At 36.9% G+C, this 25,256-nt stretch carries 21 protein-coding genes; 13 read left to right on the top strand and 8 right to left on the bottom strand.

Annotation, left to right across the window (positions count from 1 at the left end):
* Positions 1–18 precede the first annotated feature (18 nt).
* Positions 19–1,059, bottom strand: a complete 1,041-nt coding sequence (gene capA, locus G530_RS0112980) for a cysteate synthase (RefSeq protein ID WP_026934949.1) — start codon at positions 1,057–1,059, stop codon at positions 19–21.
* A 78-nt stretch (positions 1,060–1,137) separates the two neighbouring features.
* Positions 1,138–3,264, bottom strand: a complete 2,127-nt coding sequence (locus G530_RS0112975) for a S9 family peptidase (RefSeq protein ID WP_026934948.1) — start codon at positions 3,262–3,264, stop codon at positions 1,138–1,140.
* A 62-nt stretch (positions 3,265–3,326) separates the two neighbouring features.
* On the opposite strand from G530_RS0112975, the gene G530_RS0112970 reads away from it, so the two are divergent.
* Positions 3,327–3,653 carry a YbaB/EbfC family nucleoid-associated protein gene (locus tag G530_RS0112970; RefSeq protein ID WP_026934947.1) on the top strand — a complete coding sequence of 109 codons (327 nt, stop codon included), beginning with the start codon at positions 3,327–3,329 and terminating at the stop codon, positions 3,651–3,653.
* Between the two features lie 70 nt (positions 3,654–3,723).
* Here G530_RS0112970 and G530_RS0112965 read toward each other — a convergent pair whose 3' ends face one another.
* From G530_RS0112965 to G530_RS0112955, 3 genes are all read right to left on the bottom strand, one after another.
* Positions 3,724–4,239, bottom strand: coding sequence for a redoxin domain-containing protein (locus G530_RS0112965; RefSeq protein WP_026934946.1), 516 nt, complete (start codon positions 4,237–4,239; stop codon positions 3,724–3,726).
* Positions 4,240–4,328: 89 nt separating this feature from the next.
* Entirely contained in the window at positions 4,329–5,357 is a 1,029-nt protein-coding gene (locus G530_RS0112960; protein ID WP_026934945.1) for a threonine aldolase family protein, read from the bottom strand.
* 57 nt (positions 5,358–5,414) lie between these two features.
* On the bottom strand, positions 5,415–7,811 hold the full coding sequence (locus G530_RS0112955; RefSeq protein WP_026934944.1) for a zinc-dependent metalloprotease: 2,397 nt from the start codon (positions 7,809–7,811) through the stop codon (positions 5,415–5,417).
* 97 nt (positions 7,812–7,908) lie between these two features.
* On the opposite strand from G530_RS0112955, the gene prfB reads away from it, so the two are divergent.
* The 4 genes from prfB (at position 7,909) to G530_RS0112935 (ending at position 12,451) form a co-directional block, all read left to right on the top strand.
* Positions 7,909–9,007 (top strand): peptide chain release factor 2 gene (prfB, locus tag G530_RS16920; RefSeq protein WP_156888635.1). Its coding sequence is split into 2 segments (ribosomal slippage): positions 7,909–7,971 and positions 7,973–9,007, totalling 1,098 coding nucleotides; the frame shifts between segments, so codons are not numbered across the junction.
* Positions 9,008–9,078: 71 nt separating this feature from the next.
* Positions 9,079–9,420: an arsenate reductase (glutaredoxin) gene (gene arsC / locus G530_RS0112945; protein WP_026934943.1), complete on the top strand. Its 342-nt coding sequence runs from the start codon at positions 9,079–9,081 to the stop codon at positions 9,418–9,420.
* Positions 9,421–9,430: 10 nt separating this feature from the next.
* A complete protein-coding gene (locus tag G530_RS0112940) occupies positions 9,431–9,799 on the top strand; it encodes a hypothetical protein (protein ID WP_026934942.1) in 369 nt (122 codons plus the stop codon).
* Positions 9,800–9,913: 114 nt separating this feature from the next.
* Positions 9,914–12,451 (top strand): TonB-dependent receptor, encoded by a 2,538-nt coding sequence (locus tag G530_RS0112935; RefSeq protein ID WP_026934941.1) that lies wholly within the window; start codon positions 9,914–9,916, stop codon positions 12,449–12,451.
* 55 nt (positions 12,452–12,506) lie between these two features.
* Here the strand turns inward: G530_RS0112935 and G530_RS17710 are convergent, their stop codons facing one another.
* Entirely contained in the window at positions 12,507–12,683 is a 177-nt protein-coding gene (locus G530_RS17710; RefSeq protein ID WP_026934940.1) for a hypothetical protein, read from the bottom strand.
* Between the two features lie 128 nt (positions 12,684–12,811).
* Positions 12,812–13,324 carry a hypothetical protein gene (locus tag G530_RS0112925; protein ID WP_026934939.1) on the bottom strand — a complete coding sequence of 171 codons (513 nt, stop codon included), beginning with the start codon at positions 13,322–13,324 and terminating at the stop codon, positions 12,812–12,814.
* 287 nt (positions 13,325–13,611) lie between these two features.
* On the opposite strand from G530_RS0112925, the gene fumC reads away from it, so the two are divergent.
* Positions 13,612–15,009: a class II fumarate hydratase gene (fumC, locus tag G530_RS0112920; RefSeq protein ID WP_026934938.1), complete on the top strand. Its 1,398-nt coding sequence runs from the start codon at positions 13,612–13,614 to the stop codon at positions 15,007–15,009.
* Positions 15,010–15,078: 69 nt separating this feature from the next.
* Here fumC and G530_RS0112915 read toward each other — a convergent pair whose 3' ends face one another.
* Positions 15,079–18,243: a cytochrome c biogenesis protein CcsA gene (locus G530_RS0112915; RefSeq protein WP_035716434.1), complete on the bottom strand. Its 3,165-nt coding sequence runs from the start codon at positions 18,241–18,243 to the stop codon at positions 15,079–15,081.
* Positions 18,244–18,371: 128 nt separating this feature from the next.
* On the opposite strand from G530_RS0112915, the gene G530_RS0112910 reads away from it, so the two are divergent.
* From G530_RS0112910 to G530_RS0112880, 7 genes are all read left to right on the top strand, one after another.
* Positions 18,372–19,133 (top strand): Rossmann-like and DUF2520 domain-containing protein, encoded by a 762-nt coding sequence (locus G530_RS0112910; RefSeq protein WP_026934936.1) that lies wholly within the window; start codon positions 18,372–18,374, stop codon positions 19,131–19,133.
* Positions 19,117–19,632 (top strand): KdsC family phosphatase, encoded by a 516-nt coding sequence (locus G530_RS0112905; protein ID WP_026934935.1) that lies wholly within the window; start codon positions 19,117–19,119, stop codon positions 19,630–19,632. The genes G530_RS0112910 and G530_RS0112905 overlap by 17 nt, the downstream gene beginning before the upstream one ends.
* A 4-nt stretch (positions 19,633–19,636) precedes the next feature.
* Entirely contained in the window at positions 19,637–20,551 is a 915-nt protein-coding gene (locus tag G530_RS0112900; RefSeq protein ID WP_035716432.1) for a geranylgeranylglycerol-phosphate geranylgeranyltransferase, read from the top strand.
* A gap of 4 nt (positions 20,552–20,555) precedes the next feature.
* Positions 20,556–21,143: a Maf-like protein gene (locus G530_RS0112895; RefSeq protein ID WP_026934933.1), complete on the top strand. Its 588-nt coding sequence runs from the start codon at positions 20,556–20,558 to the stop codon at positions 21,141–21,143.
* A 23-nt stretch (positions 21,144–21,166) separates the two neighbouring features.
* Positions 21,167–22,054 (top strand): hypothetical protein, encoded by an 888-nt coding sequence (locus tag G530_RS0112890; protein ID WP_026934932.1) that lies wholly within the window; start codon positions 21,167–21,169, stop codon positions 22,052–22,054.
* Entirely contained in the window at positions 22,054–22,593 is a 540-nt protein-coding gene (locus G530_RS0112885) for a mechanosensitive ion channel domain-containing protein (RefSeq protein WP_026934931.1), read from the top strand. Before G530_RS0112890 ends, G530_RS0112885 begins: the two co-directional genes overlap by 1 nt.
* 72 nt (positions 22,594–22,665) lie before the next feature.
* A complete protein-coding gene (locus G530_RS0112880; protein ID WP_026934930.1) occupies positions 22,666–25,155 on the top strand; it encodes a PIG-L family deacetylase in 2,490 nt (829 codons plus the stop codon).
* Positions 25,156–25,256: the final 101 nt, after the last annotated feature.

Genomic DNA, 25,256 nt, shown 5'->3' with positions numbered 1-25,256 from the left:
TAAGTGTTAACAAAGTATTTATTTGATCACATCAATAGATTGTGATTTGCTTTCGTGTTCGGTATCGAAAAATCCCTGGTCATTCATCCAGTCATCACTATAGATTTTACTCATATAGCGAGAACCGTGATCTGGGAAAATAATTACAACATTAGAATTCTCGTCAAATTCTCCTTCATCATTCAATTGCTTTAATCCCTGCATTGCCGCACCACTAGTGTACCCAACAAAAAGGCCTTCAGACCTTGCAAGTTCCCTTGCAGAGTGGGCTGCCTCCTCATCTGTTACTTTAGTGAATTTGTCTATTACATCAAAATCTGTAGCTGTAGGAATTAAATTCTTACCAAGACCTTCTATCCTGTATGGATAAATTTCTTCTTTATCAAATTCCCTGGTTTCATGATATTTCTTCAGAACAGATCCAAAAGCATCTATTCCAAGAATCTTTATATCTGGATTTTGTTCTTTTAAATATCTCGCTGTTCCAGAGATAGTTCCTCCAGTCCCGCTACAAGCCACTAAATGTGTGATTTTTCCTTCAGTTTGTTTCCAAATTTCAGGCCCTGTAGATTGAAAATGTGCATCAATATTCAACTCATTAAAGTATTGATTAATATAGACAGAACCCTTTATTTCAGAATGAAGTCTTTTTGCAACTTCATAATAAGATCTTGGATCATCTGCAGGAACATTAGCAGGACATACATGGACCTTCGCTCCCATCGTTTTTAGCATGTCTATCTTATCTTTAGAAGATTTAGAACTAACAGCTAAAATACATTCATAACCTTTGATACAGCTTACCATAGCGATACTAAAGCCAGTGTTACCTGAAGTAGTTTCGATGATGGTATCTCCCGGTTTTAAGATGCCTTTTCTTTCGGCTTCTTCTATAATGTGCAGGGCGATTCTATCTTTTGAAGAGTGTCCCGGGTTAAAGGCTTCTACTTTAGCAAAATACTGTCCTTTATACCCCCTGGTTATTTTGTTTAGGTGAATCAACGGTGTATTACCTACTAGCTGTAATACATTATCATAAACCTTTAAGTCTTCTCTCATAAATCGAAGTTCGTTTTACAAAAGATCTTAAAAAGTATTACTAATTAAGACCGGTCAAATTTAAGGCAAATATTTTAATTATTCGTTTATACCTTCCAGATCCAGCAAAAACGCATATTCTTCAGCCACTTCTTTCAAGGCTTCAAACCTCCCCGAAGCTCCTCCATGACCAGCATCCATGTTGGTATGTAGTAATAATGTATTATTATCGGTTTTGAGCTCTCTTAATTTTGCAACCCATTTCGCAGGTTCCCAGTACTGAACCTGAGAATCATGTAATCCAGTGGTGACCAGCATATTTGGATAATCCTGATTTTCAACATTATCATAAGGCGAATAAGACTTCATATATTCATAATAGTCTTTGTTGTTCGGGTTACCCCATTCATCATACTCTCCCGTAGTAAGAGGGATACTATCATCCAGCATCGTAGTTACCACATCTACAAACGGAACCGCAGAGATCACCCCATTATAAAGATTAGGCGCCATATTCACAATGGCCCCCATCAATAATCCTCCTGCAGAACCACCCATGGCGTATAGATGATTAGAGGAAGTATAATTCTCTTTTATTAAAAATTCTGATACATCAATAAAATCTGTAAACGTATTCTTTTTAGTAAAGAGTTTACCGTCTTCATACCACTCACGGCCCAGATATTCTCCTCCCCTAATATGAGCAATTGCGTAAATAAACCCGCGATCTAAAAGACTTAACCTTACAGATGAAAAATATGGGTCTATAGTAGAACCATAAGATCCATAAGCATATTGCAGTAAAGGACTACTTCCATCAACTCTAGTTCCCTTGCGGTATACTAGTGAAACCGGAACTTTTGTGCCATTACTGGCAGTTGCCCAAAGCCTTTCTGAAACATAGTTATTTTTGTCAAATTTCCCACCCAGGACTTCCTGTTCTTTAAGCACGACTTTATCACCAGTTTTCATATTGTATTCTACAACCGAAGTTGGCGTGGTAAGACTGTTGTAGGTATACCTTAAAATATCTGTTTCAAAATCTGGATTTATCGACGTATAAGCAGTATATGTCTCATTATCAAAAGGAATATAGAACTCTTCACTATCGTCCCATTTAATTATTCTTATCTTATTTAGACCATTGGTTCTTTCGCTAACTACAAGGTAATCTTTGAAAATGTCGATGTCTTCAAGCAGAAAATCTATTCTATGCGGAATCACATCAACCCAGTTATCCATTCCCGTATTATCCACCGGAGTCCTCATCAATTTAAAATTGGTTGCTTTATCCTTATTGGTTACTACGTAGAAGTAATCTTCAAAGTGGGAAATACTATATTCCAGACCTCTTTGTCTTGGCTGAAAAACTGTAAATTCTCCTTCGGGTGTATCGGCATCGAGAAAGCGATATTCCGTGGTTAAGGTACTGTGAGAACCAATAATAATATATTCTCTAGATTTAGATTTATAGACATAAGTATTGAAGGTCTCATCTCCTTCTTCATAGACCAATAGATCTTCTTTTGGGTCGGTCCCCAAAATGTGTTTATAAATCCTGTAAGATCTTAAAGTTTGAGGATCCTTCTTGGTGTAATAAAGCGTTTTATTATCATTCGCCCAGGTAGATCCACCTGTAGTATTCTTTATCTGTTCATCGTAGATCTCCCCTGTTTCAAGGTTCTTGATCCTGATGGTATATTTTCGTCTACTTAATGTATCTGTTCCAAATGCTACCAGTTTATTATCTGGAGTCACATTAAGACCTCCCAGACTATAATAATCAAAGTCTCTGGCCATTTCATTTACGTTGAACATGATCTCTTCTGGAGCATCCTGAGTATCCTTTTTTCGGGAGTATATAGGATAATCATATCCTTTCTCAAAACGTGTGATATACCAGTAACCATTCAGTTTATAGGGAACTGACTCATCATCTTCTTTTATTCTTGATTTCATCTCCTCAAATAATTCACTTTGGAATTCTTTGGTATGAGAAGTCATTTTATCATTATAGTCATTTTCTGCCTCCAGATAAGCGATGACCTCTGGATCTTCGCGCTGATTCATCCAGAAATAATTATCAATACGCACGTCTCCATGCATTTCAAGTTCTTTAGCTGCCTTCTTTGCTATCGGGGCTTTAATATCTTTTTTCAATTCGGTATTATTTTGAGCGGTTGCAAATGTAACGCATCCTAATAGAAATACTAATAGTCTTTTCATATTGACTGGTTTGATGTGGTAATTTAGTAAATTTGAAATCATAAATTTTAAATTGAAAAAATATGTTTGGAGATATGATGGGCATGATGAATAAACTGAAGGAAGCCCAGGAAAAAGTCGAAGCCACAAAAAAGAGGCTAAATACTGTTTTGGTAGACGAACAATCCAGTGATGGTCTTTTAAAGGTTACTATTACAGCAAATAGAGAAGTAAAGAATATTTCTATTGACGATAAGCTACTGGAAGATAAAGAGCAACTTGAAGATTACCTGGTTCTTACAATGAACAAGGCGATCGAGAAAGCAACCAGTATTAATGAAGCTGAAATTGGTGCAGCCGCAAAAGATGGAATGCCAGATATCCCTGGAATGGATGGTTTGATGAAATAAAAATGCATTTATATAAAAAAAGCCCGGATAAAACTTCCGGGCTTTTTTTATTATGATTGAGATTTGTTCATTAAGCTTCTCCTCTTGCAGGATAGTCTTCTTTCAGAACAAAGCTAATAGACTTTAATAATTCATCGAATTTTGGTCGTGCAAATGGCATTGATTGAATACTAGCCGAATATAATGTGTTATCTGGTTTGATTAAGAATAATGCAGGCTCCAGAAAAACATCTGGTTCAGAATCCTTAATTCCCTTTGATACGAAGAGATCCCATTTTCTACCCTCTTCCGGACTAAAGTCGTAGCCAATATTTAGGTTTTCTATATCCCACTCTTCTACCGTTCTTTGAGCAAGTTCTTTATTGTTAGAACTTAGACAAATCACGTTTACTCCTTTGTTTTTGAAATCTTCAATTTTTGTATTAAGTTCTTCCAGATATTTTTTACATACCGGGCAATGAATACCGCGGTAAACAATTAGCATTGTGAAATTCTCTGGTTCATTATCTCGCAGATTCCATTTAAGACCTTTTGTAGTTTCTACAATTAGCTCTGGAACTTCCTGGCCTGGTTTCAAATTCTTCATTTTTTCAATTTTCCTGAAAATTACCTGAATTAGATCCCAGTCTATATTAAAGACCTGCCAATCTTTAGTTAAGTTTTATTGAAAATATTCTAGAATGTTACTTGACGTAAGGTATCAATGAAGTGATTATGCATCTCTTCAGAATAATCAAGGTGCGTCACTATCCTTAGTTTACCCTGACCCATATTACTTATCCTGATATTGTTTTCTGAAAGTTGTTTCATGAACTCATCTTCATTCTCAGCCTTTTCAAGATAAAATATGACAATATTGGTTTCCACAGGTTCAACCTTACCTATATAATTCATGGTTTTGAGAACCTCAGCAATTTCTGAAGCTCTTTGATTATCCTTTGCCAATTGTTCCAAATGATTATCCAGAGCATAAATTCCGGCTGCAGCCATAAATCCAACCTGTCGCATTCCCCCACCCAGAACTTTCCTCACTCTAATGGCATTTTTCATAAGGCGTTTATCACCTATTAATACAGATCCCATTGGAGTACCTAGCCCTTTAGAAAGACATACTGAAATGGTATCGAACAGCTTTCCATAATCTTTAGGGTCTTCATTCTTTTTAACCAGTGCATTAAATAATCTCGCTCCATCTAAATGTAAACCCAGCTTATGTGTATTACATACCTGGCGAATCTTTTTAATTTCCTCCAGGTCATAGCAAGCTCCTCCGCCCTTATTGGTAGTGTTCTCAAGGCACACCAATGTCGTTAGGGGACTATGATAAAAATCTGGTGGATTAATATTTTCTTCAACCTGTGCAGCGGTGATCATTCCGCGGTCGCCATCTACAAGCTTACAGGAAACCCCACTATTAAAAGATACACCGCCTCCTTCATAATTATATACGTGGGCCCATTTATCGCAGATCAATTGTTCTCCTGGCTGAGTATGTAATTTTATTGCGGCCTGGTTAGCCATACTTCCTGTTGGAAAAAATAAAGCTTCATCTTTCCCAAACATATCAGCCAGCTTCTTTTCCAGTTTATTTATGGTAGGATCTTCTTTATATACATCATCTCCAACTTCAGCAGACATGATTGCCTGTAGCATTCCTTTGGTTGGTCGAGTAACCGTATCACTTCTAAGATCTATTTCTTTCATCATATAATTTTTCAGAGATGCTAAGGTAAAATTTCTAAAGTCTCCAGCAACATTAGATTATTTATAAGAACCGATGGGTGAACCATCTGGAATTTCTGGAACATTCAACTCCAATTTAAATTCTTCAGGTTTATCTCTCAACATTTTGATGTTACGATACATTTCTTCTGAAACAGCATCACCTCTCCCTTTTAGCCAATTAGCTAAATTATCTATCTTTTCATTCGTGATGGATCTTACCAAAGGTGTTGATTCGTTATTTACGGCAAGGTTCAGCAGATGCTTAAAAACTACGAAGTTAATCGTTTTTTGAACTGAAGATTCATAGTCGTTCCCATTTGTTCTATTCTTAATGGTCTCAGAGATCAATTCTTCCAGCATCCAGGAGAGACCGGGTAGATCATTATTCATAGAGTTCTGCTGTACCAGCCTTTCAGCTCTTGCCGGATGCAATAAATAGGTAAGCGTCATCTCACTGGCAGTTGCAGGTGCGCCAAATGCATCAAATGCTACATCGGTATTAGTTTTAAAGGATTCGCGATCTCTTGAATATCCAAATGCTCGCGGTGGGAAAAGCTCTAATTTCTCCTGAGGAATGGCAATTTCTTCTGCAGATAAAGTTTTTAATATGGTTGAGATGGCTTTCTTCTGAACTTTTCCATCAACATGATTCACAACCTGATTATTCCCACCCTTAACAGCATATTCATATTCAAGACCACCAATTAATTTAACTGCAGCTTCGGTCTGGTATCTATGAAAGAAATAAAGTGGCACAAATACATCTTCCAGAACAGAATAAGGCTCACCATCTCTAATATTATCTATAGAAAAATTCTCTATTGCCTTTTTCCTGATCTTTAAAACCTCTTCTAACTCTTCTGTGGCATTTTTACCATTATCCCATAAATGCGCCAGAGCATTTGCTCCTCCTGCAGCTCTAGCATCTGAATCTGTAATAAAAATCAAACCATCTTCCCTGGCTTTCTCCAGAATTGACTTGAGATATTCCTTCTCCTCCTTTCCTTCCGGAATATCGCTATAACTATAATTGACAGTCACTTTATCCCACTCTCCTATTCCAGTGTCATAGGCATTTTTAAAAGTAACTTCTCCATTATTCAATTCGAATTGTGGATGCGGATAATCCATAACCGAAGCACGACTCTCTGTACTTGCAGCGAAATTATGGGTAAAACCTATGGTATGTCCAACTTCATGTGCTGAAAGTTGTTTTATCCTGGCTAGGGCCAGTTCCATCATTGGGTCATGATTAGAATCGCTTTCAGCAAAAGGCTTATTCATCATTGCCTGGGCGATCATAAAGTCCTGACGTATTCTCAAACTTCCTAAACTCACATGTCCTTTTATGATCTCCCCCGTTCTTGGATCTACCACGCTGGCACCGTAACTCCAACCTCGAGTAGACCTATGCACCCACTGAATTACATTATATCTAACGTCTAAAGGATCGGCATTTTCAGGCAACATTTTCACCTGAAAAGCATCCTTATAACCTATATTCTCAAAAGCCTGGTTCCACCATTTTGCTCCATCTAATAAGGCAGACCGAACCGGCTCGGGAGTTCCAGGATCCAGATAGTAGATAATTGGCTCTACAGCTTCACTCACTTCAGCTTGTGGATCTTTCTTTTTCAATCTATGTCTAACCGCATAACGCTTTTTTATTGGCTCATATACCGGAGAGGCATAATCCATATAAGAAATAAATATAGCACCACTACGAGGGTCAAACTCCCTTTTTTCGTAATTATCATCTGGTAATTTCACGAAAGAATGATGTTGCTTCACACTTATGTTTTTCGGATCAGGGGCAACAGTGTTTATAGTTCTTCCTTTGGGTTCCCCTTCAAAAGTAATTAAGGCTTCAAATTCCACATTTTCGGGAAAAGCTTTTGTTCTTTCCAGCGCCAGGGCACTTTTAGATTTATCGATCTTATAAGTTCCGTATTCGCCTTTCTTCAACTTATCAGCTACACCATGTGCATCCTGCATTAAAAATGGAGTAAGATCAATTATATACTTACCTCCCTTTTCTTCTTTAATTTCAAAACCAAATATTACAGATTTGGTAAAAGCTTCAGCCACACTTTGTTTTTCAGCTTCATTATCTGTGATCGCCCTGTAATCCTGATTAGGCTGAACCAGCAAAAGCTTGTTCCCGGCCTTTTCAAATTTCACCACCGCAGTGCCTCCTAATTGTCCACGGTCTAAACCAATGTCATTTGATCCTACTCCAGTGGTTAAGAAATGGGTATAGAGAAATTCTGCATTTAGAGTATCTACCTCAAGGTAGATCTCATCTTCTTTCTCGTTATAATGAAAATTGAAGTAACCTTCATATTCCTTCAGGTCTTTCTTATTTTCTAAAAATTGAGCCGAAGAAGACAGAGATATACTGAGAGCCAGAATAATAAATAATATAGTGCGCATTTAGTGATTTTTTAAAGCCTTCTAAAACTAAAAAATATTCGTTAAATACTTTTCCGAAACTCCCTTTAATTCTATTTTTACGACAAATCGACCAAGAATGATTACAATAGAAAATATTAGAGATCTTAAAGAGCGCCTGGTTGCGTTAAGGAGGTATCTTTGACATTGATGCCAAAAAGATCGAAATAACCAATATGGAGGAAAAGACCTTTGCTCCGGATTTCTGGGAGGACCCTAAAAAGGCTGAGCAGATCATGAAAGAGGTCAATTCTGAAAAAAGCTGGGTGGGTGACTTTGAAAAGGCCGAAACCCTGGTAGATGACCTTGAGGTCATTTACGAATTCTACAAAGAGGATGAAGCTACTGCAGAAGACGTTGAGCAAAGAAACGATCAGGCTGTAGATCTTATAGAAGATCTTGAATTCAAGAATATGCTTTCTGAAGAAGGCGATAATATGAGCGCTGTGCTTCAGATCACTGCCGGTGCAGGTGGAACTGAAAGTTGCGATTGGGCAGAAATGCTCATGCGTATGTATCTTATGTGGGCTGAAAAGCGAAAATATAAGATACGTGAACTTAATTATCAGGCAGGCGATGTAGCTGGAATTAAAACCGTAACCCTGGAGATTGAAGGTGAATTTGCCTTTGGCTGGTTAAAAGGGGAAAATGGAGTTCACAGACTGGTGAGAATTTCACCATTCGATTCCAATGCCAAAAGACATACTTCATTTGCATCAGTTTATGTTTATCCCTTAGTCGATGATACTATCGAAATTGATATAAATCCATCACATTTAAGATGGGAAACAATGAGATCTTCAGGGGCTGGAGGACAGAATGTAAACAAGGTGGAAACCGCGGTAAGATTACACCACGAGCCTACAGGTATCGTTATTGAAAATTCAGAGACCAGATCTCAGCTTGAAAATAAGAACAAAGCCATGCAGCTTTTAAAATCCCAGTTATTTGAAATCGAACTTCAGAAGAGACAGGAACAACGAAGAGAGATCGAGGATTCTAAAATGAAAATAGAATGGGGGTCACAAATTAGAAATTATGTGATGCATCCCTACAAACTTGTAAAAGACGTTAGAACGGCCGAAGAAACAGGAAATGTAGATGCTGTGATGAATGGTGATATCGACGCATTTCTAAAATCTTTTTTAATGATGATGGGACAACGGAACGATGATTGATTAAATACCGTTTCAATAAGATTTTTAAATTTGAAATAATTGATTATTTTAAAAAGAAAAAATAAATAGTAATGCTTAGGATATATCATAACACCAGATGTAAAAAATCAAGGGAAGGACTCGAAATTTTAGAGAATTCTGGAAAGGATTTTGAAATTAGAGAATATCTTAAGGAACCTTTGAGTGAGAGTGAACTGGAGAAACTAATCAATAAACTTGAGATAACCCCTATTCAACTCGTTCGAAAAAATGAAAAGATCTGGAAAGAGGATTATAAAGACAAAGATCTCAGCGATAAGGAACTAATAACAGTCATGGTGAAACACCCGAAACTTATTGAAAGACCCGTGGTAGAGACCGATGATAAGGCTGTAATTGGTAGACCTCCTTCAGATATTGAAAAAATGCTTTAAACAAGGTATAATGAAAGTTCAACATAGAATTGCATTAATAAGTGTAGCAGCTGCAGCAGTTGCAGGTTTCGTCTATTCACAAATCTATATCCACGAAAAGAACAGAAGAGAGATCAAAGATGTCGCAAGTGAACTGGCTTTGACCTGGAAAGATCAGCTGCAATTAAATTCAACTCAAACTCAATTACTGGAAGACTCGATCATTGAGTACACTATTAAGAAAAATGAGATCATTAATTCCAGTCTGGGTACAACCCAGCAGATAAATAAACTTAAAAGTATTCAGAAGAATGAATATAAGTCTTTGAGAAAATTTTTAGGGGAAGATCAGTTTGAAAATTATGTCCATTTAAATAAACAACTTACGCGTAAATCCTGATTCTCAACCTGTTTAATTTTCTGTTTAATATTTACATTGTTTTGTTTAACAAAATATTAACCGCTTTGGATTAAACCATCCTGTTTCTTATTGGTCATAGTAAAAAAATTGACAATGACCATCCGAAAAATCTTTACGCTCAGCCTGATCCTGAGTTTCCTCAGCGTTTTCATTTTTAATGTTTCTGCGCAGGGCCCATCAAATTTCAAAAAGAACACTATAAAAGGAAAAGTTATAGACAACGAACTTGAAGTTCCTCTTGAATATGCTACAATTTCAGTTCAGAATACTGAAGATCCTTCAGATATAACCGGTGGTATTACCAATGCAGAAGGAGAATTTTCTGTAGAGGTTAAAGACGGAATTTATAATATAATCGTAGAATTCATTTCCTACGAAACCAGGGAATACAAAAATCGCGCTGTACGAAACGACCTCGACCTCGGGGTAATAAAATTAGGTCTTGGTTCAGAGAATCTGGATGAAGTTGTAGTTCGTGCTGAAACTACCCAGGTAGATATAAGATTAGACAAAAAGATCTACAATATTGGTAAGGACCTTACCACAGCCGGAGGAACCGTAAGTGATGCATTAAATAACGTCCCTTCAATTTCTGTGGATATAGAAGGTGGAATAAGCCTTAGAGGTAACCAGAATGTAAGGATTCTTATTAATGGTAAACCTTCTGCTATGGCTGGTTTTGGCAGCACAGATGTCTTAAGTCAATTACCTGCAGAGGCGATTGAGAGAGTTGAAGTGATCACTTCCCCTTCTGCTCGTTATGATGCTGAAGGAACCGCTGGTATTATAAACATCATCCTCAGAAAAAAGGAAACTTTAGGATTTAATGGCTCTGTTTCACTAAATGCCGGTATTCCTGAAAATGCCAGTATTTCTACGAATCTTAACTATAGAACAGATAAATACAACTTATTTACAACTACCGGTTATCGTTATAGCGAATCTCCAGGTTATGCATATTTCGATACAAGATATTTTGAACCTAGAGAAGACGGATTCTTAGGTGATATTGCATATGATCGCAATATAGAGGATAGAGATTATGATAGAATCAATAGAGGTTTCAATACAAATGTTGGCCTGGAGTGGTATCTTTCTGATATGTCCTCTATTACCGGATCTGTATTTTATAGAATTGGCGATGACCGTGACATCACTCTTAACGTGAACGATTATTTAATAGGGAACCAGGAGCTATTAGGAACTAATAGAATGGAAACCGAAAATGAAGATGATGAAAGCGTTCAATTCTCCCTAAATTATATGAAGAAGTTCGATAATAAAGGACATGAGTTAACTGCAGATTTTCAATATGAAATAGATAGTGAAACCCAGGATGCTTTTATTGAAGAACCCGTTCTTTATAATAATACTGATATTGAAGCCGTAAGGGTTCCTTCAGAATCTACGATTACTTTAGAAGATCAGAAAGAATATTTGTTACAGGTAGATTACGTTCGTCCTATTGGCGAAGAGTCTCAATTCGAGGCCGGTTACCGTGGTAATTTTGAAAATGAAGTTACAGATTATAAACTTTTTCAGGAAAATGTAGATGGTGATTTTATACTAAATGAAAGCCAGACGAACATTTTTGACTATTCTGAAAATGTACAGGCGATATATACTCAGTACGGGACAAAATTTGGAGATTTTAGCTTTCTTCTTGGTTTAAGATTAGAAAACACTAACCTAAAAGGTGAAATTGATTCTGAACTTACTGAAGCAGAATTACAGGAAGAGTTTTCATTTGATATAAATACCGATTTTGACAATAACTACCTTGGTTTATTTCCTACTCTTAATCTAATTTATGAACTTGGAGAAGAAGAAAATATAACTTTAGGCTATAACCGTAGAATAAACCGACCAAGAGGTTGGTACATTAATCCATTCCCATCTAGAAGTAGTAGAAATAATATATTCCAGGGTAACCCTAATTTAAACCCGGCATTTTCTAATGCATTTGATCTTGGTTATTTAAAGAGATGGGAAAAACTCACTCTTACATCTTCTGTTTATTATCAACGAGAAACAGATGCATTCCAGAGAGTTAGTGAAGAAGTTATGATCTCGGGACCTTCTGGACAGGATATCGAAGTAATTAGAAGTATACCTTTTAACCTTGCAACAAACGATCGTATGGGAGCTGAATTAGGTTTCCTATATAATCCTGCAGATTGGTTAAGATTAAATGGAAGTGTGAATTTATTTCAATTTAAACTCGATGGAGAATTCAATGGTGTAGATTATAGCCAGGAAAACTCCAGCTGGTTTGGTAGATTTAGTTCTAAGGTGACCCTGCCTGCAAAAATAGATTGGCAGACAAACCTTTACTACAGAGGACCTTCAGATGAGATCCAGGGAACACAGGATGGTATCCTGAATGTTGACCTGGCATTTAGCAAGGAAATTTTAAATGAGAAAGCAACGATCTCTTTAAACGTGCGGGATATATTCAACGGAAGAAAAAGAAGTAGTACTACAACAACCGAATTTTTTAATCAGGAAAGTGAATTTCAATGGAGACAGGGCCAATCTGTAAATATAGCTTTTATCTATAGATTCAATCAAAAAAAGCAGCGTCAGGAAAGAAGAGGCGGTGGTGAAGATTTTGAAGAAGGAGAATTCTAGAAATCAAGATATATTAACTAGACATAAAAAAAGGGACTAAAATTAGTCCCTTTTTTTATGCTTTTTCCGCTTTAGCTTTCTTGCGAGCTTCTCGTTTCTCTTTAATTAGTTCTCCTACAGAACCTCCAATCCAGTAAGGAAGGAATGCCATTAAGAAGATCATAAGCCAGAAACCCATTGTTAAAATAGCTAAAAATGCTAAGAAACCAAGGTATTGATCGAATTCGAACATAACAGTCAAAGTTTGATTTGAATCTCGCCAAAGATATGAAGTCTACGGCGCTTATCACAAAAAATACCTGTTTTTTTCTTTAAGTTTTAAAGCTGAGCCAGTTAGAATATCCACAATAAGTCACAAAACTATTCGATAAACAGAAGTCTGAACTCTCCTTCCATAGCGCCTAAAACTCCATCAAGACTGTTTCTTAATTCTTTACAACCAATTTTACCTTCTATATAATTATCCTTCACCGATGTGATCTCGATGTAATTTGAATGTTTATTTAAGGCTCCGTTAGAGCTAATACTCCAGGATTCGGTTTCGGCGGAATGATGAAATTTCATCCAGCTTTTGTTATAAAAATTTTCCCCAATATAATATTTCCCGGGTCCTTTATAATTTTCTACCTGCATTTCCATAACATATCCATCTGAAGACACAGCTTTAGCATATAAATTTATACTGCCTGAAGGCGTAAGGGTTCTGGAAAAACCAAGAGGTCCAACATTTTGATCTGATTGAAATGTAACACCATTTACATTCGCAGTCACAAATTGATCTGAAGTAAATTTTCCGTCATCATCAGAACTACAGCCTGTTGTAGAAAGCAATAATACCGATGAAATTAATAAAAAGAAATAGTGCTTTTTCATATTACTATAATTTAGAATTTAGTTCTGAAAAGTTAAGTCTAATAATCATGCAATAAAACGGGAGATACCCCCTATTTTGTCATTTAACTTTCTGTTTTTCAGTATTCTACAATATTCACATTTTGATAAAAATTGTCTTCTAAATGTGAAAATTTCAAAGAAAAAAGGTTCAGAAAAAGAAAATTGATAAAGTCGAAACTGGTTTAAGAAATAATTAATTTTAAAGATTTTTTAGTTTAAAGAAAATTGCTAAACCTTAACTTTGCGCGACAACCAATTTTAGTATTATGGAATACAGAATAGAGAAAGACACCATGGGGGAAGTTAAAGTTCCTTCAGATAAATTATGGGGTGCGCAGACCGAGCGTTCACGAAACAATTTCAAAATTGGTCCTGCTTCCTCCATGCCATTGGATATTATTTACGGTTTTGCCTACCTAAAAAAGGCTGCAGCTTATACTAATTGTGAATTAGGAGTACTTCAGGTTGATAAGAGAGATCTTATTGCGCAAGCTTGTGATGAAATTCTCGAAGGGAAACATGATGATCAATTTCCATTAGTGATCTGGCAAACCGGTAGTGGTACTCAAAGTAATATGAATGTGAACGAGGTTATAGCCAATCGTGCGCATCAGTTAGCCGGAAAAACTATAGGTGAAGGTGATAAAACACTTCAACCAAACGATGATGTAAATAAATCTCAGTCTTCTAATGACACTTTCCCAACGGGAATGCATATTGCTGCTTATAGAAAAGTTACCAAAGTAACTCTTCCAGGTTTACGCAAATTAAGAGATACATTAAAGAAAAAGTCTGATGAGTATAAGACTACTGTGAAAATTGGTCGTACTCATTTTATGGATGCCACTCCCCTAACCCTGGGTCAGGAATTTAGCGGATATGTTGCGCAACTGGATTACGGAATTAGAGCACTTGAAAATACTCTTCCCCATTTAGCTGAACTTGCTTTGGGTGGTACAGCGGTAGGAACGGGCTTAAATACACCTAAAGGTTATTCAAAAAGGGTGGCAGAATTCATCGCCAAATTCACTGATATGCCTTTTATATCTGCGGGCAATAAATTCGAAGCTTTAGCAGCACATGATGCATTTGTAGAAACGCATGGTGCTCTAAAGCAAATAGCTGTTGCTCTTAATAAAATAGGTAACGATATTAGAATGCTGGCCTCAGGACCACGCAGTGGAATTGGAGAAATTAATATCCCGGCTAATGAACCAGGTTCTTCTATAATGCCAGGAAAAGTGAATCCAACTCAGTGTGAAGCATTAACTATGGTATGCGCTCAGGTAATTGGAAACGATACTACTATGAGTGTTGGAGGAATGCAGGGACAATTTGAATTGAATGTATTTAAACCAGTAATGGCTAATGCTTTATTGCAGAGTGCTGAATTACTTGGAGATGCCTGTATGTCTTTCGAAGAGCATTGTGCCAGAGGAATTGAAGCAAATACACAAAGGATCAAGGAACACCTTAACAACTCCCTAATGCTGGTAACTGCTTTGAATACTAAAATTGGTTATTATAAAGCTGCTGAAATTGCAAATACAGCTCACCAAAATGGGACTACCTTAAAAGAAGAAGCTGCAAATCTTGGTTATGTAACCGAAGAACAGTTTGATGAGTGGGTAGATCCAAAAGATATGGTGGGAAATCTTAAATAGATATTCCACTCCCCCCCAAAAAAAGCCCTGCAATTTGCAGGGCTTTTTCTATATAAGATTATCAAGTATCTATTTTTTCGCGAAATACTTTTTATACTTCCAGTAAGAGACCGCTCCAAGTAATCCCACGGCTGCCACTGCATAATAAATAAAGGTTGGTGTGATCACTTTATCTCCACTGGCATATGAATGCAGTCCGCTCAGGTAGAAGTTCACTCCAAAATAAGTCATCATAATACTGGCGAAAGCAACAATAGCCATTAAATTAAAGAACCAACGGCTTCTTAATCCAGGTACCAGTCTCATATGAATTACAAATGCATATACAAAGATGCTGATCAATGCCCAGGTCTCTTTAGGATCCCAGCCCCAGTATCTCCCCCAGCTCTCATTAGCCCATTGACCACCAAGAAAGTTTCCTATAGTTAACATCACCAGTCCTACGGTTAATGCCATTTCAGTAATAACAGTGATCTCATGGATATTAATCTCCATTTTTTTGCGATTCTTATCGTTGGTAAGGATCATTAAAATAAGCGCTACAGTCCCTAAGATCATTCCTAATGTAAACGGACCATAACTACCAACAATCACAGAAACGTGTATCATTAACCAGTAAGAATTAAGTACCGGTTGTAAATTTGCAATCGCAGGGTCCATCCAGTTCCAGTGTGCAATCATCAATATCATTGAAGTAACAAATGCGGTAGATGCAATGGTTAGATTAGATTTTCTACCAAAGGCAAGACCAAAGAACATAGTTGCCCACGCCACATAGATCATGGACTCATAAGCATCACTCCATGGAGCGTGACCAGAAATGTACCACCTGGCAGCAAGCCCAGCGGTATGGATCAAAAACAAGATAGTTATAGATACAGCGCCAACCGTAATAAGCGATCTAATGATTTTATTGTCATTGAAAATCTGAATGATCACAAATAATAGCATTGCCAGACCGGCAACCATATACATCCAGAAAAGATTTCTGAAAACATCGTACTTATTGTATAGGATCTCGGCGTTTACCCTTTCTTCTGAAGGCATAACTTCACTACCAAATTTAGTCTGATAGCTTTTAATACTTTCCAGGTATTGATCAGCTTTTTCATAATCACCGGTCTCTCTCGCCGATCTTAAAGCATTCATATATAAAGGAAGGATTTGTTGGGTATAAACCGAATCCATTCCCTTTAAATTAGCTTCTCCAACTTCTGGATAGGAGACCCATTTATTGTCTTCATCTTCCGGGATTGGGAAGATCTTTAATACTTTTCCCTGTACCGCCTGGTAAAGTAAGTTTACCTTCTTATCGGTCTCTATAAAATCTTTCTGAAATTGATTAGGAACAGCTGCCTTATAAGCGCCTTCAAGAACAGAAGACAACTTATAATTTCCTTTTTCATCAAAGAAATCGGTAAGTGACAAATATTTTCTACCCTCCTCTACTCCAAGTAAATTATGCAGACTGTCATTATGCTTTTTTACATAAATCAGCGGAGCCTGGTACCAGAAGACCGGGTTTTCAGTTATTGAAACCAATACCTGATCTGAACTTAGTCCTGCATACTCATCACTCTTACTTAATTTTCTAAGTAATTCAGAAGAATAGGTGTTGGCAGGTTTCATTCTACCCCCTGCATCCTGTATGATCAATCTTCCGAATTTAGCCGCATGCTCTTCACTTACAGCATTTGTCTTTATAATACTGTCTATTTGTGAAAAATCAGAATCTATATGATCATGATCTGCATCCTGGGCATTAATCCCGAAACTTGCAGAAACTATCAACAACAATGTTGCTAATGCCTTCTTTCTTTTTTTAATTTTCTTCAGTTTTCTTTCAAGATGTCCAAATCTTGAACCTTTATCGAATAAGATCCACATTAATCCAAAATATAATAAGAAGTATCCTATATAAGTTATCCATGTTCCCCAGAAATCATGATTTACAGAAAGGATCGTACCTTTCTCATCTGGATCAAAACTAGACTGGAAAAAACGATATCCCTGATGATCTAATACATGATTCATATAAATGTCATAAGGCTCTGGTTCCTTACCTTCTTCAACAATTTCAACTTTACTTTTGAATGAGGCATACCCCGGAGTCGCCCTGTCTGCAGTACCCGGGTATTTTTCTGCGATAAAATCATTCAACTTTAAAGCAAAAGGAAGTTCCTTTTCTATTGAACCGTAGTTAACGAAGATCTCCAAGCCTCCAACATTAAGAGGAACTGGATCTGCCACTACGCCCTGGCCACCTAATAATGTAACAGTTTCAGATTCTCCACCACTGGATACATTTAGCGTAACCGCATCCATATCTTGCTTAGTCTTAGGATTGGTAGGAACTACATCATATTCACCTTTTACAACAGGTTCAGGAATTACGAATTGCATACTCCCTATGTTGTAAAGAGACCTCAGCATTAAAGTTTGAGTAGAATCCTGCAACAATTCACCTTGTTTTTGATCGGCCATTCTCATATAAGTTCCCTCAAATGGAGAATCAATAAGATATTCCCCTTCCTCGGTCACCTGAATATTGATAGCCCCATCCTGAGGACTATTCAATGTAAAAAGTGTGTTGTGAATATTGCTTACTTCTCCCTCTTGCAGATAATGATCATGACGATTGCCATCTCCAGCTTCCACGATCTTTAAATAATTCTCTCCATCTTCTGCAGGCACTAAAGCCTCCTCTGCACCATGAATAAAGTTGGTTACAGCAAATTTTACCGGCTGACCATTGAAATCTGTATTTAAAGTATAATCATTTTCAACTTCAGGACCAAAAAGGACATCTTCCTGAAGCACTCGTCTTCGGGCATTTCCATCTATTTCACCATCTATAAAAAAAGTGAGGTAAGATTCATGAGTCATATAAGTATTGGTAGTCTCACCTTCTCTAATCGGCATTATCCCCTCATAACTAATATAACGAGTGATTATAGCACCAATTAAGATCAGGATAAAAGAAAGATGTAGCAATAAGGTGCTCCATTTCTCTTTTTTATAAAGCTGATAACGCTTTATGTTACCTATAAAATTAATTAGAAGAAAGAGCATGATCCCTTCAAACCACCAGGTGTTATAGATCAGGATTCTTGCGGTTTCAATACTGTACCAACTTTCTATGAATGTACCCATGGCCATCGCTACTGCGAAAATTATAAATAAAACGGCCATAATGCGGGTAGAAAAAAGGATAGAGGCTATTTTTTTCTGCATGGAAGAAGTGTCATTTTAACGGCTGCAAATTTAACGATTTATTATCAGTTTTAAAGACTTATCCCAATTCAATCTCAAGTCTACAAATGTTAATTTCACCCGCATGAAAATTTTGGTATTTTAGCCAAATGATAAAAGTGGTAATTATTGGCGCCGGAAATGTGGCTATGCACTTATACCAAAGCTTTTCAGAAGAGAAGCAAATTGATGTAATACAGGTTTTTAACCGAAATATAGATCACCTGGATTTTGTAAAGGATCCTGAATTGAAAGTTTCAAACATCGACAATATCAAAGATGCTGATCTTTATTTAATTGCCATTAAAGACGAAGCGATTGAAGAATTAGCAACAAAACTAAACGTTAATAATGGTATAGTTATTCATACATCAGGGAGTCAACATATGAATGCGCTTTCCAGATTTGATAATTTCGGAGTTTTTTATCCTCTGCAAACTTTTTCAAAAAATAAATCGGTGGACTTTAAGGATATCCCGATCTGTCTGGAAGCGAATTCCCAGAAAAACCTGGATATTCTAAAACATGTTGCTTCATTAGTAAGTGAAAAGAACTTTGAAGTAAATTCTGAACAGCGCAGGGCGTTACATGTATCTGCCGTATTTGTAAATAATTTCAGCAACCATTTATTTGCTCTGGCCGATGATTACTGCCGTGAAAACGATCTTCCGTTCGAGATTCTAAGACCACTTATAAAAGAAACCGTTTCTAAGATCGAAACTTTAGATCCTTATTCGGCGCAAACAGGACCGGCCCTGAGAAATGACCAGAAAACTATTTCGGCACATCTTAATTTACTGGATGAAGACCGAAAAAAGATATATACTATATTAACCGAATCTATACAGAAATTGCATGGAAAAAAGCTATAAAGAACACCTTAACCAGATAAATACATTTGTTTTTGATGTTGACGGAGTATTAACCGATGGGAATATCCAGATCTCTACCCGCGGAGAACTTCTTAGAACTATGAATACCAAAGATGGATATGCCATGAAAATGGCGCAAAAAGCTGGTTATACAGTTTGTATAATTAGTGGTGGAAAAAATGAAGGTGTTCGTGCGCGTTTAAGAGACTTAGGGATCACAGACATATATCTTGGGGTTAGTGACAAGGTTGAGCAAATGGATGAATTCTTTGATATCTACAGTATTAAACCAGAAGAGGTTCTTTATATGGGTGATGACATTCCAGATTATTATCCAATGAAATTGGTAGGGCTTCCTTGCTGTCCCCAGGATGCAGTGCCTGAAGTAAAAGACGTTTCCCTTTATGTATCTCACAAAAAAGGTGGTGAAGGTTGCGTAAGAGATGTGATCGAGCAGGTAATGAAAGTTCAGGGTAAGTGGATAGATAAAAACTCCTAGTTTCATGCTGAGTTATTTAAAACTTATTAGGGCCGGAAATTTAATTTTCATAGCTCTAACGATGTTCCTTATAAAGTATGGCTTATTCGAACCTTTTGGTGTTGCTATCACTTTAAATTTATTCGGATTCTCACTTTTGGTATTGGCAGTAGTTACTGTAGCCGCCGCCGGGTATGTGATCAACGATATATATGACGTTTCTGCAGACCTTAAAAATAAACCAGAGAAGACTTTTATAAATAATAAGATCTCGGAAAAAGCTGGGTACAGGCTCTTTTTTATTCTGAATATAATTGGGGTTGGATTGGGTTTTTACCTGTCTAATTTGATTGGCAGACCTGGATTTTCAGCATTTTTCATTTTTGGATCGGCAATTCTTTATCTATATAATTCACAATTTCAACAGACTATATTAGTTGGGAATATCCTGGTTAGTTTAATTGTTGGCCTTATTCCAATTGGTGTGGGTCTTTACGATCTATTACCTGCGATCACCCCTCAAAATCAACAAACCCAGTCCACTATTTTTTCAATTTTAATAGACTACTCCATTTTTGCATTTCTAGTGAACCTACTAAGAGAGATCGTCAAAGACCAACAGGATATTGATGGAGACTACAATGCCGGGTACAAGACTTTACCGATTGTTTTCGGCAAAAGCCGAACCAATAAAATTTTATTTTTAGCGTGCCTGTTACCATTGGGATTCCTTATCTATTATATTTACCATTACCTATTTGAAAATATTGCCGCTGTAATTTATACACTTTTACTGCTAGTAGCTCCCCTGCTCTTTTTTCTTATCAATATCTGGACTGCCGAAAAAATAGCTGAATATGGCCGACTAAGCATGATCCTTAAAGCTGTGCTATTCTTCGGTTTGGTTTCTATTGGTTTACTGCAATTCATTTTACTATAAAATTATGCTGAAAGACTTACTGAAAGATCACGATATCATACTTGCTTCGGGATCACCTAGAAGACAAAAATTCTTTGAAGAATTAGAGATTCCGGTTACTATAGATGTAAGACCCGTAGATGAAGTATACCCTGAGCACTTAACAGACGCAGAGATCACAGATTACCTGGCAGCGCTTAAAGCAGATGCTTTTACCGATCTTAAAAACAATGAGGTATTAATTACCAGCGATACCATAGTATATAATGATGGAGTTGCAATGGGTAAACCTAAAGATCATCTTGAAGCTGTTAGTATGATCAAAGCCTTATCTGGAAAAGATCACGAGGTGATCACTTCCGTTTGTTTTACTGCCAAGGAATCACAGGAAATATTGCATCACACTACCAGGGTATATTTTTCAGAATTAAGTGATGAGGAGATAGAATACTATGTATCCAACTATAAACCCTTCGATAAAGCGGGAGGTTATGCCATACAGGAATGGATTGGGTTAATAGGAATTGAAAAGATAGAAGGCAGTTATTTTAACGTTGTTGGTTTACCTACCCATCTAGTATATAAAACCTTAAAGAAATTATTGAAAAGCTGAAAGTTGTAACTTTAAAAGAAAATATGATCAGAAAATCTATTTTCATATTCTTGCTCACTATCCTTGCATCATGCCTTAGCCCTTCTCAGGAAAACACATCACTTGAGGTTTCAGATGAATTCAAAAGTTACTGGTATTCTGGAGAGGCAGAGATCACTTCTTACGATCTGGAACAGGCCAGGTATGGCGAAATAAGAAATGGTGAAGCAGTTCTTATTTTCGTGACTGAAGACTTCCTTCCGGAAGAACAAGTAAAAGCGAATTCTGCTGAGGAAGATAATATCTCAGTTTTAAAATTGAATTATACCAAAAATTTCATCACCGGTATATATCCATACAGCATTATGCAAAGCACTTTTTACCCTTTAAATGGAGAAGAGCATGCTTTAAAGGTTTCTGCCTCTATACAGGAATGGTGTGGGCAGGTTTATACACAACTAAATAACAGAGGTGATTTCTATATTACCAGTCACTCTTATTTCCAGGGAGAAGCCGATAAAGATTACATCCTCGACGAAATACCTTTGGAAAATGAAGTATGGAATAGGATAAGGATCAATCCAGATGATCTGCCGGTTGGAGAATTCAAAATGTTGCCCTCCTTAGAATTCTTAAGATTGAGCCATCGGGAAATCAAACCTTATACTGTAAACGCTGAGTTTTATACGATTGAAAATTTGAATGTTTACCGCCTGGAATATCCAGAACTCAATAGAGTACTAAAAATATATTACAGTAGAGGCTTCCCCTATTCTATCGAAAAATGGGAAGAAAGTTATCCATCGGGATTTGGAGATAACCAAAAAGTTTTAACTACCAAAGCCGTAAAAAAACAGCGTATAAAAAGTGATTACTGGAATAAGAATTCGAATAAAAATATACCTTTGCGAGATAAATTGGAGCTAAATTAATGTACGAACTATTCTCAGATTATCGCGATCAATTAATCTACACGGTTGCTGTTATTATCCTTTTAATGATCATTCAATTTGTATTAAGAAAGGCTGCAAATAAAGTAGGTAAGCGAAGTGAAATAAATATTACCCGTACCAGGTTAATGTTTAAATACATTAATATTCTTATTTTATTGATCGCAGCATTTTTACTTGCTTTTGCCTGGGGAGTAGGTTTAACCGACCTTTCTCTTATCTTTTCCTCGGTATTCGCAGTTATCGGGGTTGCCCTTTTTGCGATCTGGTCTATTCTAAGCAATATCACTTCGGGGATTATAATGTTTTTCTCCTTTCCTTATAAGATTGGCGATACCATAAAGATCCATGATAAGGATCTACCTGTCGAGGCAGAGATTGAGGATATAAAGGCTTTTCACCTGCACCTTCGAACTTCAGATGGAGAATTGATCACCTACCCTAATAACCTTATTTTACAGAAGGCCGTTTCTTTAATAGAAACACACCGAAGAAATGACGAAGGTAAAGATGCTCTTTGATCTATAAAAGAACAGGAAATTTATCAGATTAAGGAATTGAAAGTTTTTATATTTGGTAAAATCCTTTATCTAATGCGGAAACTAGTTTTTGCTCTTTTTCTTTTTAGCTTTTCTTTCAGTAAAGCCCAGGCTCCTGAAAAATGGAGTTCTTCAGAGATATATAACCAAATCAAGAAACTGAACTTCCTCGGTTCAGTTCTATATATAGCTGCACATCCCGATGATGAGAATACTAGATTAATATCCTATTTCTCCAATGAAAAGAATGCGCGTACGGCGTATCTATCTCTCACTCGAGGCGATGGCGGTCAAAACTTGATTGGTCCAGAACTTAGAGAACAACTAGGTTTAATTAGAACCCAGGAACTACTAGCCGCAAGACGAATAGATGGCGGACAGCAATTCTTTACCCGCGCTAACGATTTTGGATATTCTAAAGCTCCATCAGAAACCTTAGAGATCTGGAATAAGGATGAAGTTTTAAGTGACGTGGTTTGGATCATAAGAAAATTCAGGCCAGACGTCATAATCAATCGATTTGATCACAGAACTCCCGGCAGCACTCATGGTCATCATACTTCTTCCGCTATTTTAAGTGTAGAAGCGTTTGATCTTGCCGGCTCTAGGAATGCATATGAAGATCAACTGGAATATTTATCTCCTTATCAACCTAAGAGGTTATTCTTTAATACTTCGCCATGGTTCTATGGAGGTGATGAAGCATTCGAATCTGCCGATAAATCAAATTTCATCAACTTCGATACGGGAACCTATTTCCCATTGAGAGGTATTTCTAATACAGAAATAGCTTCGATCAGCAGAAGTCAGCATCGTTCCCAGGGATTTGGCAGCACCGGTAGCAGAGGAGAACAAATGGAATACCTGGAATTATTAAAAGGGGATCTGCCTTCTAAAGAATTTGGTGTTTTTGAAGGTATAGACACCAGCTGGAATAGAGTTAAGGGTGGAGAAGAAATAGAAAGGATCCTGTCCCAGGTTGAGAAAAACTTCGATTTCGCCAATCCTTCAAAGAGTCTTTCAGAATTAATGAAAGCATATGAATTGATTCAAGATCTGAAAGATGAACACTGGAAAGAAATTAAGATAGAGCAGATCAAGGATATTATCTATGCGTGTTCAGGATTATACCTGGAAGCTGTAGCTGAGAAACCAGCCATCACTCCTTCCGAAGAATTAAAAGTAGAACTGGAAGCTATCAATAGAAGTGATGAAAACATCGTATTAAACTCTATTGAATTAACTCCAAATAATTCTATTCTTAACCCTGGCGTAGTTCTTCAGAATAATAAAGGCTGGGATAACAAAATGACCTTTAAGATTCCCGAAACTGCAAATTACACTACACCTTACTGGTTGGAAGAAACTGGCAGCATGGGAATGTATACTGTAAAGGAGCAGAAATTAAGAGGACTCCCAGAAACACCCCTAAACACTAAGGCCACCTTTAAGTTATCTATTAAAGATGTAAATATTAGCTTCGAGAAACCAGTGGTTTATAAATTCAACGACAATGTTTATGGTGAAACTTATAAGAATTTTGAGATCGTACCGCCTGTAGACCTTAAATTCGAAGAAGATGTACTTATTTTCAACACGGTTGAACCAAAAGAAATTTCGATCCTGGTTACTTCAAAGAGAGCTGATTTAACCGGAGACTTAAATTTAAATGTAGGAGCTGGCTGGAAAGTAGAACCAATAAAAACCAATTTTTCTATTGCACAATCTGGAGGTTCTGAAAATCTGAAATTTAAAATCACTCCTCCAGAAGGACAAAATGAAACCAGGCTGGAACCAAAAGCAACCATAAATGGAAAAGTTTATGATCAGCATTTAATTGAAATTAATTACGATCATATCCCCGATCAAAACCTCATTAGACCTGCTTCGCTAAAACTGGTAAAACTGGATATTAAGAAAAAGGGTCAGAATATTGCCTATATCGAAGGTGCAGGAGATGCTGTCCCGGAAAGCCTGGTGCAAATTGGTTATACGGTTACCAGGATTTCGCCATCTGCCATTACTCCTGGATTACTAAATAAATATGATGCGGTGGTTTTAGGCATAAGAGCTTTAAATATTCAGGATGAATTGAAGTATAAACAGGATATTTTACATGATTATGTGAAACAAGGCGGAACCATGATCGTACAGTATAATACAAATCGAGGCCTGGTGGTGAATAATATATCTCCCTTTAATTTAAGTCTTTCCAGAGACAGGGTAACCGATGAAAATGCGGAAGTTACTTTTCTTGCACCAGAGCATGCCATTCTAAACACCCCAAATAAACTTACGGGCAATGATTTCAAGGGCTGGGTTCAGGAAAGAGGTTTATATTTTCCCGGTACCTGGGACGAGAACTTCACTCCTATTCTTAGCATGCATGATCAGGGAGAATCACCTAAAAATGGAAGTTTACTTGTAGCTGAATACGGAAAAGGACACTATATCTATACGGGAATTAGCTTTTTCAGGCAATTTCCTGAAGCGGTTCCAGGAGCCTTCAGACTTTTTGCAAATTTAATTTCAATAGGTAAATAATGGAAAAACCGGAATCCTACTACTGGAAAAAAAGCTATACCCTTGTACTTATCGCAAACGCAATCTATATACTGGCGTTTTATTTAATTATGAATTATTTC

The organism is Christiangramia echinicola DSM 19838 (genome assembly GCF_000423065.1).
Lineage (GTDB): Bacteria > Bacteroidota > Bacteroidia > Flavobacteriales > Flavobacteriaceae > Christiangramia > Christiangramia echinicola.
This window is presented reverse-complemented; position numbering and strand designations above follow the sequence as displayed.

Coding starts and splice junctions, on each gene's coding strand:
- capA (WP_026934949.1), bottom strand. CDS start 1,059: ATGAGAGAAGACTTAAAGGTTTATGATAATGTATTACAGCTAGTAGGT.
- G530_RS0112975 (WP_026934948.1), bottom strand. CDS start 3,264: ATGAAAAGACTATTAGTATTTCTATTAGGATGCGTTACATTTGCAACC.
- G530_RS0112970 (WP_026934947.1), top strand. CDS start 3,327: ATGTTTGGAGATATGATGGGCATGATGAATAAACTGAAGGAAGCCCAG.
- G530_RS0112965 (WP_026934946.1), bottom strand. CDS start 4,239: ATGAAGAATTTGAAACCAGGCCAGGAAGTTCCAGAGCTAATTGTAGAA.
- G530_RS0112960 (WP_026934945.1), bottom strand. CDS start 5,357: ATGAAAGAAATAGATCTTAGAAGTGATACGGTTACTCGACCAACCAAA.
- G530_RS0112955 (WP_026934944.1), bottom strand. CDS start 7,811: ATGCGCACTATATTATTTATTATTCTGGCTCTCAGTATATCTCTGTCT.
- arsC (WP_026934943.1), top strand. CDS start 9,079: ATGCTTAGGATATATCATAACACCAGATGTAAAAAATCAAGGGAAGGA.
- G530_RS0112940 (WP_026934942.1), top strand. CDS start 9,431: ATGAAAGTTCAACATAGAATTGCATTAATAAGTGTAGCAGCTGCAGCA.
- G530_RS0112935 (WP_026934941.1), top strand. CDS start 9,914: ATGACCATCCGAAAAATCTTTACGCTCAGCCTGATCCTGAGTTTCCTC.
- G530_RS17710 (WP_026934940.1), bottom strand. CDS start 12,683: ATGTTCGAATTCGATCAATACCTTGGTTTCTTAGCATTTTTAGCTATT.
- G530_RS0112925 (WP_026934939.1), bottom strand. CDS start 13,324: ATGAAAAAGCACTATTTCTTTTTATTAATTTCATCGGTATTATTGCTT.
- fumC (WP_026934938.1), top strand. CDS start 13,612: ATGGAATACAGAATAGAGAAAGACACCATGGGGGAAGTTAAAGTTCCT.
- G530_RS0112915 (WP_035716434.1), bottom strand. CDS start 18,243: ATGCAGAAAAAAATAGCCTCTATCCTTTTTTCTACCCGCATTATGGCC.
- G530_RS0112910 (WP_026934936.1), top strand. CDS start 18,372: ATGATAAAAGTGGTAATTATTGGCGCCGGAAATGTGGCTATGCACTTA.
- G530_RS0112905 (WP_026934935.1), top strand. CDS start 19,117: ATGGAAAAAAGCTATAAAGAACACCTTAACCAGATAAATACATTTGTT.
- G530_RS0112900 (WP_035716432.1), top strand. CDS start 19,637: ATGCTGAGTTATTTAAAACTTATTAGGGCCGGAAATTTAATTTTCATA.
- G530_RS0112895 (WP_026934933.1), top strand. CDS start 20,556: ATGCTGAAAGACTTACTGAAAGATCACGATATCATACTTGCTTCGGGA.
- G530_RS0112890 (WP_026934932.1), top strand. CDS start 21,167: ATGATCAGAAAATCTATTTTCATATTCTTGCTCACTATCCTTGCATCA.
- G530_RS0112885 (WP_026934931.1), top strand. CDS start 22,054: ATGTACGAACTATTCTCAGATTATCGCGATCAATTAATCTACACGGTT.
- G530_RS0112880 (WP_026934930.1), top strand. CDS start 22,666: ATGCGGAAACTAGTTTTTGCTCTTTTTCTTTTTAGCTTTTCTTTCAGT.